Raw genomic sequence first — 13,417 nt, 5'->3', positions numbered from 1 at the left:
GACAGTGCGGTCAGCGCATCGGTGGGTCGCTGCAGGCTTTCTTCGTGTCGCCGATGAGCTGCATCGCGCAGGTGCTGGGGCATGATGGTGCCGAATCCTTTTCTACGCAGTCTGGTCGTTAACACCGGCGCCGCGGACGGCATGATCGGTGACGTCGGTGATGGACAGCAATATTCGGTTGAGCGATGCGATTTCGTCGTGGCGGCCTTTGAGCCAGATGTTGTCCCCGCCCATAGGGCCTCACCGCCAACATCACCAAGAGAAACCGTCCACCGCCGCGCACTCACCCGATAAGTGCCGATCGCTGCTCGAGGATGGTGGCGCAGAATACTTGCATGCGGCTCGTCGCCCACATCAAGTGCCCAATCGTCAGCGTCGAGGAATGCAGGCGCATCGAGTCACAACGCGAGCTTCCATGAGCCGGCGGCGTGGCGCCCCGTGGGCGGCAACGAGCGTTCCGATCATCCGGCGGCAATGGTGTAGCGCGGTCGACGCCACGGCGGAGATCTCGTTCGACCAGTACAAGGTCCCACCTCCGCCGAATGCCTCAGCACAAGACATCGCCACGGCAAAGAGAATCCAACGCCTGATCAAGAGATTCGCCGATACCGCCCCCATCATCAGAGCCGAAGCCCAGGCCCTACGCACCGCCGAGCTGTACTGGGTCGCCCGCGACATGGTCGACGTCGTTTTGGATGCCGCGCAATCCCTGCCTGAGTGGACGCCGGCAGCCGCGTTACCAGCGCCAACCGGCATGCTGTGCTGGGCGAAATCCGCGGGCACCGTCCCTTCTGGACTCCTGAAGCCCGACGCGGTGGAGGCCGGACTGAACAACCCGGCCTACATCGCCCAAGGCCTCACCCCAGACGTCGCCACCATCATCGACATCTCCTGGGACGGCGTGTGGTGGTGGAGCAGACCAGATGGCCTGCTCCAAATGGTGCCGTTCTCCCGCGAAGACCAAAACCCTGAGGTGTTACGGCTCGCCGACACCACCTCCCCGGTCTGGGGAGCGTAAACGATCATGGTCAACCCCGACATCCCGCGTACCGAGGAAGCCCACAACACCGAAAGCGCGCACCCCTTCGTCAGCGCCGTCGGGGCGGCCTGGCTACTCATGGCCCAAGCCAACGTCGCCGAAACCCGCACCATCGGACCGCCTCGACCGCCAGAACCCCCACCAGCCGACACCGACGACGACCACCCACCCGCAGAACGGCCACCGCGAGAACCCTCAACCGTGACGATCGTCGATCTACGTGCCCGAGCCGCCACCTATGAACCCGGCGCCGAGCCCGGCCGCACCTACAACCACCGCTTCCCGTCACGGGCCATTGGCGCCAGCAGGCCTACGGCCCCAACCACAGCTGGCGCAAGCCCAAATACATCGGCGACTACATCAAAGGCCCCAAGGGTGCCCCGCTGATCGCCCCGAAACCGCGGGTGCACGTACTACGCAAAGGCCGCTAAGCAGTGACCAATCCTGAAGAGCCGCAAAGCCTCAAGCTCTCCGAGGCCGCGAAACTCTGCGGTATCAGCGCCGAAACACTGCAGCTGCTGATTGCTGATGAGCTGTTGCCGCAAGCGGTGAGATCCGCCCGCGGACACGCCTACCTGCCCGCGGCCAACGTGCCCACCTGGCAGCACTGCCGGCAGCTTGTGTTGCGAAAGCGCGACCGACACCTGCGACGCGCGGCGGATCTGATCGCGCGGGTCGAGGTCGAGCTCGAGGCGATCCGCAACGACATCACCGAAGCACGCGAACACCCCGCCGAGCCCCTTGGCGTTGATCTCCTCGGCGCAACCAGCTACGCGACGTACAACACCACCACGACGTTGGCGGCCATGCTGCAGCAACTCGACCTGGTGCGCATGCAGATTGTCTGCTACCACGCTGCGCTGCAGGCAATCGTCGACAAGGACCGCGGCTACGGCTAAGCGGCGGCGTGCTGATGCGAGGTACGCGCTTCTCGCCGGCGTCGTTAAGCCTGCCCGCTACGCTGGGTTGTGCCATTCACCGTCGTCGACCTCGCCGCGGCGGGATGGGTCCGAGGTGAACGTGAGCCTGGCGGCGACGAAAGCAAACGCTGGTTCATTCCCCCCGACAGCAGCCCGCAGGCGGGCCGGGAGTGGCTGTTCAAACCGCGCCGAACCAAGGAGCTGTTGCTCTCCAAAGAGCGCCGACAGCGCGGAGATGCGCCTGATGTGCTGGTCCGAGGCGACGACTGGGCGGAGAAAATCTCAGCTGAATTAGCCCACCTCATGCGGGCGCCGGCCGCCACGACGGAATTGGCCCTGTCGGTGCAGCTCAGCGACAACCAACCTGTGCGGGGCTCGATCAGCCGCGATGTGCGGCCCAGCGGGTGGGTCCTCAGTGCAGGAGCGAGCCGGCTCGAAGAATTCGACGACGCCTTCGACACTGATACCGGCCACGGACACACCATCGACGCGATCGCACACGCGCTCGCAGGGCTGAACGGGCCACCGCAAACCCCGTACGAGGACTGGCCGGCGTTCGACGTGTTCGCCGGCTACCTCGTGTTAGACGCCTGGATCGTCAATACCGACCGCCACGCCTATAACTGGGCGCTGATCCAGGCGCCGGACGGCGTCACGCGCCTGGCCCACAGCTTCGATCACGGCAGCGCGTTGGGCAGCGGATATGGCGAAGCCCTCCACGCGCGGGCGCTTGAGGAGGGGATTGACGTGTGGTGCCGCCGCGGCAAAGCCTTCCGCTTCCCTGACTCAGGCCCGGTGACGCTGGTCGACCTGGCGTTGCATGCGCTGCAGGCGGCGAACCCACGGGCGCGCGCCTACTGGATGCGGCAAATATCGCAGGTCAGCGACCGCGCGTGCGAAGATATTGTGAGATCGATACCCGACATGTCAGAGGTGACCCGTAGGTTTGTGACCGAAGTTATCGCAGTGAATCGGAGGCGGCTGATCGATGACGCATAGCGGTCTTCTGATTCGCACCAACGGGATGCACACTCCCGCAACGGTGGCGCGGCTCATCGTGACCAGACGCGACCCTGACGGCACGTATCGGGCAATAGGCTTCCTCGACAAACTCGTCGATGACACCTTCGAGTTCGCCTATTTGCAGGCGGCGATACAGCATCCGTCGTTTGTGCCGCTGATCGGCTTCAGCGACGTTCGCCGCCGCTACCGCCGCGCCCACCTGTTTTCCGCGTTCGCCGAGCGCGTGATCGGCGCCAAGCGTGCTGACAGGCCACAGTACTTGGCGAGCCTGAACTTGGCTGAAGATGCCGATTCGTGGGAAATCCTCACCGCCTCGGGCGGATATCGAGAGGGCGACACGATCGAGCTCATTGCGCTACCGCAGATTGACCAGGCCGACGGCCACACCGAGGCGCGGTTCTTGGCGCACGGCATCCGTTACTGCACTGACGAAGCCAGCCGCGCGATTTCGACACTGACACGCGACACCGTGCTGGGATTACAGCCTGTGCCCGACAACCCGGTGAACGCATCGGCCATCAGAATCACTCACGGTGACCTGCACTTGGGGTACGTACCCGACCCCCTGCTCGACTACGTCAGCGCCGTGATCTCCGGAGGGCAAACGCGTCTGAGCGTTGTGCAGGCAAACACGCCGGAGACCAACCCGCATTTGCGGCTCCTGCTGCGCCTGGACGGAGTACTGCGCGGGCCGTCACCGTTCGATGGTCCACAATGGCGCACCGCGGCCTAACAGTTCGATACGTTCGGGTAGTCGCGGCGCGCTCGGGTCGAGGCTCAATGACGCGAGTGGTATCGGCCGGCTGTCACGGCGTCTTCATGTCGCCAAAGCGCTTTACCGGGGGCGGCCCAACGGGCACACGGGCGTGCAGGTTGCGTGTCTTGTCGCGTTCGTAGGGATCCTCGGGGCGCGGCTCGTAGAGCAGTACCCAGCTGCTGAACCGGATGACGAAGTTAAGTTGCTTGTCGAAAAAGGGGCTGTTGTAGATATACCGCTTCGCTTGCGAGAACGTGTAGAACACCTGGCCGCTCTCGTCATCAATTTGCGCGTCAATCCCGATGCTGTCGACTGCGGCGGTGAAGGGTTCGGCGTCGCTGGCCGCGAGGGACGTCAAGACGGCCGTCGAGGAGTGCTCTACGCGTTTTTGGCGTTGGTCTTTCGAGTCAAATCCGTGCAGTATGAGCGGGCTGGGAGAACGAAAAGTCTCGCGCACAATCTGGCCGGGCGCGATGGAAATCGTAAGGCTCTCAAGATCTTCCCTCGTCACGAGATACTGGACGTACGCAAGGGTGTTATACGGGTAGGGGCCGGCGACCGGTATGCGCAGGACCTGCGATTCTGGCGGGATGAGCGGTGCGGTCATGCCGGCTTTTTCTTCACGATAGCGGTGAAGTCGATGTCGGAGCGCGTCGGCTGGGCGACGGTGAGGGTCACGATGTCGCCATGTGGTGCATCGAACAGGACGCCGTCGCCGAGGCTGCCATCTTGTGCTACGGTGACTTTCAGTTCGATCCCCTTGGGGGGCCCGACGATTCGATATACAGCCCGGGTGGTTTCTCCATCGATGATCACAGAAACAATCTCCCCAGGCGTAACCGGCGTGAGCGTCTCAGTGAGTTCACCGAATTGCCCAGGGCCACTATCTTTCTCGGTAACCTCACGCCTATTGGCTACCACGGTGAAGATTCCGGAAACGCCGGCGGGATCCGGTGTAGGCGGCCGGAACCACTGTGTCGGCCACGAGATGGTGCCTGCGATCTCCGCGACCACTTTGCGTGTGGTCAGCACGATCTGGTAGCTGAAACGAGAAAGCGCTGACCACTCACCGATGAGGACGAGGTCAGTATGGAGAACAAGCTCGCCGGCGTCGTCCACGTCGACGGTCGCGGCGTCGGTGGCGAAGGTGTATTCCGATTCCCCGTTGGCGACGCTCGCCAATCCGACGAACACCGCAGGTGTGTCTTCTATGTCGTCGACTCGTTCGCGCAGATGGAGAACACATTTTTCTGCGTGGCGGTGATCGTCGTTGATCTTCCAGTTCGGGCAAGCTATTCCTGAGATGACGACGAGTTGGCGGCCGAGCACCCCAAGGTCAGCGTCAATACGGCGGTGACTTGTGACATCGCCGGCACGCAGCCGATCAAGATCCATGGACCTGATCTAAGCGGAAACCCGACGTCGGCGCAGTCGTATCCGACGAGCCAGCGCATCTGGGCGGCCGGGCCACCGTCGCGTCACCGGACTTACCGGGCATCCACGCACTCGCACCGCCGCCATGATCAATTGACGACGGTGTCCGCTCCGGTTGTTACCATTCGAACATTGAACGAGACGAATGCGATTATTCTGCGCAGCAATTGTTTTCGGCCGATCTGTTGTCTACCGCTCCCCGTCTGAATTTCGACCCCGAAGGAAAGTAGCCGGAGCAAGGAGGATCATGATTACGCTTCTGGCCAGTCACAACGAAGAGCTGTACAAGGTCGAGCCTCGATGTGTGGCCGACATCGCCGACCTCGTCCGGGCCCACCAACTGCAGGTGCTGACCAGTACTGACGGCACGCTCGACTTCTGGTTCACCCACCACCCGTGGCTGCGAGTCAACCGCCAGGCGACAGGGCTGCTGCTGGCGACAACCCGCTTCACCGCCCACGAGGTGCCCCTGCTGCGCGGCGACATCGTCATCGCCGCCCACGACAGCGCCGGTCAACCCACCAGTCTCACCGACACCCAGTTGAGCCGGCTCATCAACAGCGAACCCAGCCGGCGCGAAGAACGCATCCTGCACCGGCGCTTCGACCGAGACCTTCGCGCGCAACGCCGTACCCGTGCCGCCGCCGAGGCGGCCGCCCGAAACTCGCTACTAGCGCGTGCTTTTGGGCGAACGCACCCAGGCCGTCGCTGACAGTTCGGATGGCCGCGCGGTTATTGCGGTGTGGTCTGGCCAGGCAGCATGCTATGTGGGTTATACGGCTCGGGAACCATATCTCCATGCCACAGATAAATCCCTGAGCCCGGCAGCCACTCGTCATACCCATAGGGCGGCAAAGGGTTCGGCGTAACACCCGGCGAATACATCTTGGCGCCAGGGAAATCCGATTGCGGCACCCACACCCCCGACTTGGGACTGAGCTCAACGTAGGGGATCTCGTTGCCGTGTTCGTCATAGAACGGCGCCGGGCCTAACTGGTTGGGCGGCAGGACTTTCACGCCCGGGATCTCATCAGACCGAACGAAACTGTGCGGAACTTGATCCGGCTCTTTGGTCCTGTCGTAGATGTCAACCCACGGCGGCGCATCAGCAGTGTTCGGCGGCCCCTTTCCACCTTTCCCTGCGATGTACGGCATGTGCCGTTTGTCACCGGGCTTCCACGTCTTGGAGTCCAACGGCGTGGCCGGGGAATCTTTGCCTTGCCCCGTGCCGGGTAGATCAGTAGAGAAATCCAGTGCCTTCACCCGCTGCGCGTCCTGGCCGTCGACCCGGGTATAGGTGTCCGCGTGCTCATTGAATCGCTGCGCGTAGGTGTTGAAATCAGCCACCTTGGCCTGCACCGGCACCTCAGCCTTGGCCAGACCGGCCGCGATCCCGACCGCGGTGGGATAGCCCATCGGTCCGTGCGTGTCGATCACCTTCTGCACCTCGTCGGCGGCCTGTGGCGAAATCTGCGCCGCACGCTGCGCCAACTCCGAATAGGCGTCCGCGAGGCGCACCAAATCAGCCGAATTGACGTCTAACTCAGCCACACACGTCTCCTACCTGCACCAATTCAACAGTTATCCATGATTCTCCCCGATAGATGCGACACCAGGCGACACTTGCCCGCCAATTGCAGCGCCCTTTTTCAGGCCCGCCAGTCCACAGCGACAGCCAGCCGCCGCGCACACCGCCCGCATCCGGTGCTGCCGCGCCGCCCTCGGCCGGTACGGTTCAGCCACGATGAAAGCACGCCGCTCCCCCTGGCTCGACGACCGCGCCGCACTGCTGGTCTCCCTGCTCGCCGACCGGCACGGACTCACCGTCAGCGAGGACACCGCCCGCCAGGACATCTCTGACGACCTCGACCACGTCGCCCGCCTCGCGCGCATCGGCCGCCACGCCGCCAAGGTCTACATCACCGACGACACGATCAGCAAGATGGCCGACCGCATCGCCGCCGCCGTCGCCGAACACCAGACCGCCACCGCCGCAGCCGGGGGCGTCGACCACCAGGACGCCGACGTCGTCCACCTCGACACCGAACGCCGCCGGCGCCGCTGACAACCATGAAACCCATGACGTCCGAGCCGATCGACCTGAGCGGCTTCACCGGCTGGGTCCCGTTCACCGCCCTTCCCACCGCCCCGGTGCCCACCGGCCCCGGCGTGTACGTGATCGTGCGGCCCACCGACGAACCGCCGACCTTCCTGGACACCTCGCCGGCCGGACACTTCAAGGGCAAGGACCCGACGGTGCCCGTCGCCGAGCTGCAGGCGCTGTGGGTGCCCGGCACCCACATCGTCTACATCGGGAAGGCCAGCGCAGGCGCCAGCGGACGCCGTGGCCTGCGCAAGCGCCTCGACGAGTTCCGCCGATCCGGCGCCGGTGAACCCGTCGGCCACACCGGCGGCCGCCGCATCTGGCAGCTCGCCGACCACGACGACCTGCTGGTGGGATGGCGCGGCACCGACGACGACGGCGCCGCCGCCACCACTGAGACTGCGATGATCGCCCAGTTCCGCGCCCACTACGGGCGTCTGCCGTTCGCCAACATGCGCGACTGAGATGGGTGCAGCAGAGGGCGACACCACGCCGGCGCCGTGCGGGCACCGCGGCTGCCGAATCACCTCCGTGGAGCGGCGAGCAGCGGCGGCCGCCGCAGTGCTCGACGACCCGCGTATGCGATCAGGACCCGGCACCACGCTCCTACTGAGCAATGGGACGCCGTGTCAGTGCCCGGCCGGACAATGGCCAGGTGAACGAACCCGGAGAGCCATCCCCCCACCACGTCACGCAGAAGCCGCGCAAGCGCACCGACGCGACGGTCTCGGACTTCACCATGATGGTGAAAGTGCCGCGCCGCCCCGAGGCGGGCCGCATCTTCACCGCCACTGAGGACGCCGAAGCTCACCAGTACGCGGCGGCCACCGGCGGAACCGTTGTCCCCCTGCCGCTTCCACCGCCGAACGGCTACACCGTCGGCCCCAATGGGCACCTCATCCCGCAGCCCGCGGTCACGTGCGCCGGCATGGCCGACCTCCCTGAGCCGGATCGACGATGCCGCTCACTGATCCGCGCCAGCAGGCCCTGGAGCTGTGGCCGCGCGACCACGACCTCCCGCCTCGCTGCGGACGGCCTGCCCGTCGAATGGGGCGCCTGGGGCGACACCCGCGGCATGATGATCTGCCCGCCACCCAAGCAGCCCGACCGCTGTGCACACTGCGGTAGCGCCGCGTCCGCGCTGATCAACATCGGCCGGATCTGGACCGACAAGCGCAGTGCGCCAACGGCAATCGGACGGGCCCGCCTCCGTGGCGGCAAGCACCTCGTCGGTCTGGTCACTGCTTTCCGCTGCCCAACCTGCGAACACGACCACGTCCTGGACCCGAACGGCCAGTCATGGGATCTCGACGAGACTACGGCGAGGACGGCTCCTGGGACATCAGCGCCAGCCCCTAGTCTGGCTCGTTGGGCAGGACCACCGTGAACGTGCCGTTGCGCGGCGGATCGTCCGGATCGAATCCGAACAACCACCACTCGCACAAGCAGTCATCGCCACCCCACATCGAGCACATCTCGGCCCTGCAGCTGTTCCAACGGCAACCAGGGCCTCGTACGGCGTACTGACTCAGCGGCCACCCACCGCCACCACCAACGCGGCGCACACAGCCGCCATCCTCGAATCCGCCAGCCGACCCAGCCGCGTCCCCAGCGCCGCCACCGGCACACTTTCCACCAAATCCAGATTCACCGCCGCGCGCTGAGGCACCGGATCATCACTCGGGTCGAGCACCACCTCGCTCGCCAGCCCCCGCACGGTCGTCGTGCACGGCGCCACGAGCACGCGCCGCAACTTCGGAATCGCCGCATCACGGGACAGCACCACCACCGGCCGCGCGCCCGAGCCGGGGATCTCGCACCACCACAGCTCACCGCGCGCCGGCAGGGTCATCGATGCCCCGCAGACCGGCGCCAGTCGGCGACCTCGCCCCACTGGTCGGGCTCATCGGCCGGGTGCTCGTCGTAGGCGGCGTAGCTCGCGTCGACCTCGGCGGCCCGGTTGGCGGCCAGCAGCGCGCCCAGGGCCTCGTCGAACAAGGCGTGGTCCTTGGCGCCGGCCCGCAGACTGCGCGCGCTGGCGAGCAGATCGGCGTCGACCGTTGTGCTCACCCTGGTGCGATTGCGGGGCATGGCATAAGTGTGGCACGCACGCGGGACACCAGGCAGAAGTCCGCGCTCACCGCGACGGCCCGAAGGCCTCGCGCAGCAGGCTCAGCGCCACACCGGTCGCGGTGGGGGCCTGGCCGACGTCGTGGGTCCAATACCAGTAGCCGATGCTGACGGCCACGGCCGCAGCCACGCGGGCGATCGCGCCCGCCCGGCCACGCCCTTCGGATGTCCGTTCGGGGGTAGTGTCCTGGTGTTCGGTCATCGGCGTCCTTCCATAGATCAACGGCGCCCCTTCTTAGGCCCATACCTAGGAAGTACCGACCAGATCGACCGTTCCCGTCAGAACGATCCCGACGAATTTTTTGTCGGAACCCACCCGCTCAGACATCCAGGTGCGGCCTACCCCCGACACCGGAGTCAGCGTCATCTGGATAGGCGTCGCAGATCCTTCAGCGCCGCGCCCAGGTCCTCGATGAGCTCCTTAGTGGCCGCCGCGTTCAACGGCTCGTCGGCGCCGACGCTGATCGCTAGGTCGTAGAGGGTGCCGTCGGCGCGCTGGAAGCCGGCAAGCCGCAAGGTCGCGACCTCGCCACGAGGTGTGCCCAGGAAGTAGCGGAATCGGCCGCCGGCGTCCGCAGGCTCCCACGGGCCGACGCGCTCGGTCGTCAAAAGCAGCAGCACAGAGGGGTCTCACCGTAACCAGGGGCGAGAGGCATCAGCGCTTCGGCGGCTGCTGCTTTGCGAGGTAGGCCTTCGCCGCGGCCGATCGTTGGTGGCCGGCCGGAACGACCCGCCCCTCCAACTTGGCCGACGCCTTCACAGCGCGCATCGCAGAGCGTTTCACCGCAGCCTCCGATACCACGACCTTCTTCGGCGTTCTACGTTCCACGGGACACACCTCCTTGACGACTCGACCAGCGTCGATGTTACCGGCCCCACGGGCGTCACGTGCCCTCCGCGCGCGTCGGGTGAGCGCCCTATCGGTTACTGCATGCCGCCGAGCCACCCAGGCGCCCCGCATCACCTCTCGGTGACCGTGGCCGGTAGAACCGTCGTCGGCCGCCGCGGCGCTCAGGACGCATTCAGCGGCACGGCGTGGAGGCGCAGGTACTCCATCAGCGCTGGCTCGGGCCACCCGGAAACGCGATAGCGCCGCGGGAACACCGCCGCGGTGGGCACGATCCCGACTATGTCGACGACCACCGAAAAGGGCACCACGAACCGCTCATCGTTGTTGCTGATGAACAGGATGTAGTCGACCTCGGGCAAGTCGTAGGTCACGCCTTCGCCCCAGACGGTGGCCGAGGCCAGACCATGTCCGGTCTCGATGACTTGCGCGGCCGCCACATACACCGCGACCAGGTCCTCCTCGTAGGTTCGCTTCAGAAATTCTGTCTGCTCCTCGTATTGGCGAAATGCCGCACACGTGCGCGCCCGTACCGCCAGGCTCCGCAGCGGATGCGGACCAGCCTTGTCGAAGGACACCAGCCGCCCACCGCGGACCGTGAATCCCTCTGGCGAGACTGGTCTTTCGGCCTCGCAATACATCTTCTCGGCAACCTCGAAGAACTTCACCCCCTCCTCAGGGTCGTCGCTGCCGATGAGCAAGACGTCTTCGCTGGGCACAAACGCCACCGGGCGGGGCTCTTCAGGCCGGCCGAACCCTGCCAGCCATCCGGGTGTCAAGATCGCCGAGCTGATGTAGGTCGCCTGCTCGACGTCGTAGAAGGCCGGCGCCTCGGTGCACGACACATCCGTGCTCACAGGGTGAAGGGCCGCAACATTTTCTCGGCCGGCAGCGAACACCTCACGCCAGCCCACCCCCCACAGCGCGGTGTTCTCGACCGTGACAATGAGCCGGGCCTGCGGGAAATCCACCGCCACCAACTCATTGGCGAACGCTGACACCGGCTGCCGCCACGCGACCGCCTCACCATCTCGGCGCAAGCTGGCGTAGGTGGCCGGCCGCAAGATCGACCGCAACAACGGCCTGGCTTCCTCCCAGGTTTGCGGCGGGTCAGGCAACGCCGCGAGAGCCATCAGCGCTCTCCGATCGCCAGGACCGGGTCGCCCGGCTTGATCACCAACGGCGGCTCCGTGCGGGCGACCAGCCGCGCCAAGGGCGAGTCGGGGCTGTAGGACACCTCGCGGCGCGTGATGTCGCCGCTGGCATCCAGGATCAAGTTCGTCAGGATTTGCACCAACGTCTCCTTGCCTGCCCTGCCGCCGCTGGGGCCGGTATCGGTCACGCCGAAACCTGTTGCGGGCAACGGCCACACGGTGCCCCGCGAGTCGCGGAACATGCCGCCGTTGCGCTCGTAGAACAGTTCGGTCAGTTGGCCAGTCGCCGGCACCGATCGGCCCACCGTTGAGTAGATGGTGTCAGCGGTCGCCACAACCCAGCAGTGCGGATTGAGCGGGTCCCGGTAAGCCGTCGCGTCCGCCGCGGCCCCAGGGTGGCCACGGGCCTTCCAGAACCCGAGCTCGGAGCCATCAGCAGGCTCCAGGCGGGCGATCCACTCCGCCGCCAAGGGATTCGACGTGATGGGGATCGGAAGAACACCGGAGATCGGGCTATGACCAACCAGCAGCCTGAGGACGTCGGCGGCGACCGCCTCATCGTCGCAATTCTGGTGCAGCAGCACCGCCACCTCGGCCTCGGTGATCTGCACCGCCGGGCGGCTGAGGTCGATATCGGCTACCGCAGCATGCAGCAGACCACGCCGGGCGGGTAGCTGTTCGCGATTCTGATCACCGATGCAGCCCGATGCCACCTCGCGGTTGAGAAACTCGATCGCACGGCCCACTAGAGAGGTGACGTATTCCGACGTGTCCTTAGTGACCAGAGCGGCTAGCCGACGCGGATCCGGCCACTCTCCCACGCGGGCTCGGATCCGCTGCACCGGGGCACCGGGCTGCCAGGCTGCGATCGCGTCGATATTCCGCAACACGGGCGGCCACCACGGAAGATCGACCCGCAGGAGCCCGGCCACCTCGAACCACCCGTAGCTGGTTCTCTTACGGTGGCGGTCTGCTACGGCAACGTAGGGCGCTGAAGCGCCGTCGTTGGCCCTGTGGGTCGACATTTCCGGCAGGCACACCGCCGTGGCCCACGGCAGGCGCGCCAACAACGGTTCGGCGAGCCGATAAAGTTCGTTTTCGTGCTGCTCGTGTCCGGCATAGGCCACCGCGATCGGGCCCCGTCCATCGCCAGGCTGCCACGCGTGTACGGCCATCCCGTCGACAACCTGACCGAACAGAAAGGTGGCCGGGGCCAGCGCCGCGGTGAACGGATACAGCCGGGGAACCTGGTCTTGAAGTTCTGGTTGGTGCAGCAGAATGTAGTTGTAAACGGTTGCGCGCGACCACCGTTGAGTACCGTCAGGATCACGCTCAGGGCCCGGCAGCAGGGGTGCGTGCCGCAGCAGGTCTGCCGGGTCGCCGACATTGAGTAGCGTGGCGACGTCGCCGGCGGACAGCGTGGGCTGTGACCACCGGGTGCCCATCATCCGCAGCCAGTAGGGGTCGTCCTGGTCGATCCCGTCCTGGCTCATGCTGGCCCTCCCGCGGGTGTGAGTTCGAAGTAGGCATAGACGTGTACTTGGTCGCCGGCCGCTGCGGGCTGGAGGGCGTTCTGCATGCCCACGGCGAGGATGTGTGTGGGGTTGAACCACTGCTGCACCCGGTTGGTGCGCGACCACACCGCGAACGCGAGGTCCTCACCATTCGGTCTTGTTTGCCCAGCGTTGTCAACGCGGAATGTCGGTGCGGACAGGTAGCCGCCAACGCTGTTACGCACTGCGTCCCAAATGAATTCGCCCTTGCTCGCTAAGAACCGTTCCGCGGTCGCACGATACCCGGGCTCGACCCCGGCCGCGAACTGGCGCAACACCGTTTCGACACGGGCACGGTCGGGCCCGGGCACGGCATCGATCGAGTAGGCGGAGCCGACGAACGGATACTCGGGCAGGCTGGCCAGTGAGGCCGGCTTGCGCGCGAAGACATACTGCGCACCGATATACCCCAGGGCCGCGACGATGACCAATGCTGTTGCCGCCAAAGCCCATAGC

General features: G+C 65.7%; 18 protein-coding genes. 8 read left to right on the top strand and 10 right to left on the bottom strand.

The genetic code is table 11. The annotated features are described in order from the left end of the window. Positions 1–415 precede the first annotated feature (415 nt). The 4 genes from A9W96_RS32975 to A9W96_RS27750 all read left to right on the top strand — a co-directional run bounded on the left by A9W96_RS32975 (position 416) and on the right by A9W96_RS27750 (position 3,715). Positions 416–1,018 carry a hypothetical protein gene (locus tag A9W96_RS32975; protein WP_231999939.1) on the top strand — a complete coding sequence of 201 codons (603 nt, stop codon included), beginning with the start codon at positions 416–418 and terminating at the stop codon, positions 1,016–1,018. 455 nt (positions 1,019–1,473) lie between these two features. Continuing rightward, positions 1,474–1,938 (top strand): hypothetical protein, encoded by a 465-nt coding sequence (locus tag A9W96_RS27760; RefSeq protein ID WP_067144466.1) that lies wholly within the window; start codon positions 1,474–1,476, stop codon positions 1,936–1,938. Positions 1,939–2,007: 69 nt separating this feature from the next. Further along, positions 2,008–2,958 (top strand): hypothetical protein, encoded by a 951-nt coding sequence (locus A9W96_RS27755; RefSeq protein ID WP_067144465.1) that lies wholly within the window; start codon positions 2,008–2,010, stop codon positions 2,956–2,958. Continuing rightward, a complete protein-coding gene (locus A9W96_RS27750) occupies positions 2,948–3,715 on the top strand; it encodes a hypothetical protein (RefSeq protein WP_067144464.1) in 768 nt (255 codons plus the stop codon). Before A9W96_RS27755 ends, A9W96_RS27750 begins: the two co-directional genes overlap by 11 nt. A gap of 73 nt (positions 3,716–3,788) precedes the next feature. Here the strand turns inward: A9W96_RS27750 and A9W96_RS27745 are convergent, their stop codons facing one another. Together A9W96_RS27745 and A9W96_RS27740 are read right to left on the bottom strand one after the other, a co-directional pair. Next, positions 3,789–4,346: a hypothetical protein gene (locus A9W96_RS27745; RefSeq protein WP_067144463.1), complete on the bottom strand. Its 558-nt coding sequence runs from the start codon at positions 4,344–4,346 to the stop codon at positions 3,789–3,791. Continuing rightward, positions 4,343–5,134, bottom strand: coding sequence for a hypothetical protein (locus tag A9W96_RS27740; RefSeq protein WP_156765453.1), 792 nt, complete (start codon positions 5,132–5,134; stop codon positions 4,343–4,345). The genes A9W96_RS27745 and A9W96_RS27740 overlap by 4 nt, the downstream gene beginning before the upstream one ends. Before the next feature lie 286 nt (positions 5,135–5,420). On the opposite strand from A9W96_RS27740, the gene A9W96_RS27735 reads away from it, so the two are divergent. Next, positions 5,421–5,885, top strand: a complete 465-nt coding sequence (locus A9W96_RS27735) for a hypothetical protein (RefSeq protein WP_082972670.1) — start codon at positions 5,421–5,423, stop codon at positions 5,883–5,885. A gap of 20 nt (positions 5,886–5,905) precedes the next feature. On the opposite strand, the gene A9W96_RS27730 is transcribed toward A9W96_RS27735, so the two are convergent. Continuing rightward, positions 5,906–6,724 carry a type VII secretion target gene (locus tag A9W96_RS27730; protein WP_082972669.1) on the bottom strand — a complete coding sequence of 273 codons (819 nt, stop codon included), beginning with the start codon at positions 6,722–6,724 and terminating at the stop codon, positions 5,906–5,908. A 193-nt stretch (positions 6,725–6,917) separates the two neighbouring features. Here A9W96_RS27730 and A9W96_RS27725 point away from each other — a divergent pair, with 193 nt between their 5' ends. From A9W96_RS27725 to A9W96_RS32970, 3 genes are all read left to right on the top strand, one after another. Further along, positions 6,918–7,238, top strand: coding sequence for a hypothetical protein (locus A9W96_RS27725; protein ID WP_156765452.1), 321 nt, complete (start codon positions 6,918–6,920; stop codon positions 7,236–7,238). 14 nt (positions 7,239–7,252) lie between these two features. Next, positions 7,253–7,741, top strand: a complete 489-nt coding sequence (locus A9W96_RS27720) for a hypothetical protein (RefSeq protein ID WP_067144468.1) — start codon at positions 7,253–7,255, stop codon at positions 7,739–7,741. A 191-nt stretch (positions 7,742–7,932) separates the two neighbouring features. Beyond that, positions 7,933–8,664 carry a hypothetical protein gene (locus tag A9W96_RS32970; RefSeq protein WP_231999938.1) on the top strand — a complete coding sequence of 244 codons (732 nt, stop codon included), beginning with the start codon at positions 7,933–7,935 and terminating at the stop codon, positions 8,662–8,664. A gap of 141 nt (positions 8,665–8,805) precedes the next feature. Here the strand turns inward: A9W96_RS32970 and A9W96_RS27710 are convergent, their stop codons facing one another. The 7 genes from A9W96_RS27710 to A9W96_RS27680 form a co-directional block, all read right to left on the bottom strand. Further along, positions 8,806–9,129 (bottom strand): type II toxin-antitoxin system PemK/MazF family toxin, encoded by a 324-nt coding sequence (locus A9W96_RS27710; protein ID WP_067144458.1) that lies wholly within the window; start codon positions 9,127–9,129, stop codon positions 8,806–8,808. Next, the gene (locus tag A9W96_RS27705) at positions 9,126–9,368 is read right to left on the bottom strand and encodes an antitoxin MazE5 (protein ID WP_067144457.1); all 243 of its coding nucleotides are present in this window, start codon (positions 9,366–9,368) and stop codon (positions 9,126–9,128) included. The genes A9W96_RS27710 and A9W96_RS27705 overlap by 4 nt, the downstream gene beginning before the upstream one ends. Positions 9,369–9,414: 46 nt before the next feature. Further along, positions 9,415–9,609 (bottom strand): hypothetical protein, encoded by a 195-nt coding sequence (locus tag A9W96_RS27700; protein WP_067144456.1) that lies wholly within the window; start codon positions 9,607–9,609, stop codon positions 9,415–9,417. A 161-nt stretch (positions 9,610–9,770) separates the two neighbouring features. After that, entirely contained in the window at positions 9,771–10,016 is a 246-nt protein-coding gene (locus tag A9W96_RS27695; protein ID WP_231999937.1) for a hypothetical protein, read from the bottom strand. Positions 10,017–10,418: 402 nt separating this feature from the next. Beyond that, positions 10,419–11,387: a hypothetical protein gene (locus tag A9W96_RS27690; protein WP_067144454.1), complete on the bottom strand. Its 969-nt coding sequence runs from the start codon at positions 11,385–11,387 to the stop codon at positions 10,419–10,421. Continuing rightward, positions 11,387–12,901 carry a hypothetical protein gene (locus tag A9W96_RS27685; RefSeq protein WP_067144453.1) on the bottom strand — a complete coding sequence of 505 codons (1,515 nt, stop codon included), beginning with the start codon at positions 12,899–12,901 and terminating at the stop codon, positions 11,387–11,389. Before A9W96_RS27685 ends, A9W96_RS27690 begins: the two co-directional genes overlap by 1 nt. Further along, complete coding sequence (locus A9W96_RS27680; RefSeq protein WP_156765451.1) at positions 12,898–13,407, bottom strand: hypothetical protein; 510 nt, start codon at positions 13,405–13,407, stop codon at positions 12,898–12,900. Before A9W96_RS27680 ends, A9W96_RS27685 begins: the two co-directional genes overlap by 4 nt. Positions 13,408–13,417 lie beyond the last annotated feature (10 nt).

This window comes from Mycobacterium sp. 1245852.3 (assembly GCF_001669335.1).
In the GTDB taxonomy this organism is placed as follows: domain Bacteria; phylum Actinomycetota; class Actinomycetes; order Mycobacteriales; family Mycobacteriaceae; genus Mycobacterium; species Mycobacterium europaeum_A.
The sequence above is the reverse complement of the archived record's forward strand: the minus strand, read 5'-3'. Positions and strand labels throughout refer to the sequence as shown.

What these genes read in the sequence shown, in the direction of transcription:
- A9W96_RS32975 (WP_231999939.1), top strand. Translation starts at nt 416, where the DNA reads ATGAGCCGGCGGCGTGGCGCCCCGTGGGCGGCAACGAGCGTTCCGATC.
- A9W96_RS27750 (WP_067144464.1), top strand. Translation starts at nt 2,948, where the DNA reads ATGACGCATAGCGGTCTTCTGATTCGCACCAACGGGATGCACACTCCC.
- A9W96_RS27745 (WP_067144463.1), bottom strand. Translation starts at nt 4,346, where the DNA reads ATGACCGCACCGCTCATCCCGCCAGAATCGCAGGTCCTGCGCATACCG.
- A9W96_RS27740 (WP_156765453.1), bottom strand. Translation starts at nt 5,134, where the DNA reads ATGGATCTTGATCGGCTGCGTGCCGGCGATGTCACAAGTCACCGCCGT.
- A9W96_RS27735 (WP_082972670.1), top strand. Translation starts at nt 5,421, where the DNA reads ATGATTACGCTTCTGGCCAGTCACAACGAAGAGCTGTACAAGGTCGAG.
- A9W96_RS27725 (WP_156765452.1), top strand. Translation starts at nt 6,918, where the DNA reads ATGAAAGCACGCCGCTCCCCCTGGCTCGACGACCGCGCCGCACTGCTG.
- A9W96_RS27720 (WP_067144468.1), top strand. Translation starts at nt 7,253, where the DNA reads ATGACGTCCGAGCCGATCGACCTGAGCGGCTTCACCGGCTGGGTCCCG.
- A9W96_RS27710 (WP_067144458.1), bottom strand. Translation starts at nt 9,129, where the DNA reads ATGACCCTGCCGGCGCGCGGTGAGCTGTGGTGGTGCGAGATCCCCGGC.
- A9W96_RS27705 (WP_067144457.1), bottom strand. Translation starts at nt 9,368, where the DNA reads ATGCCCCGCAATCGCACCAGGGTGAGCACAACGGTCGACGCCGATCTG.
- A9W96_RS27700 (WP_067144456.1), bottom strand. Translation starts at nt 9,609, where the DNA reads ATGACCGAACACCAGGACACTACCCCCGAACGGACATCCGAAGGGCGT.
- A9W96_RS27690 (WP_067144454.1), bottom strand. Translation starts at nt 11,387, where the DNA reads ATGGCTCTCGCGGCGTTGCCTGACCCGCCGCAAACCTGGGAGGAAGCC.
- A9W96_RS27685 (WP_067144453.1), bottom strand. Translation starts at nt 12,901, where the DNA reads ATGAGCCAGGACGGGATCGACCAGGACGACCCCTACTGGCTGCGGATG.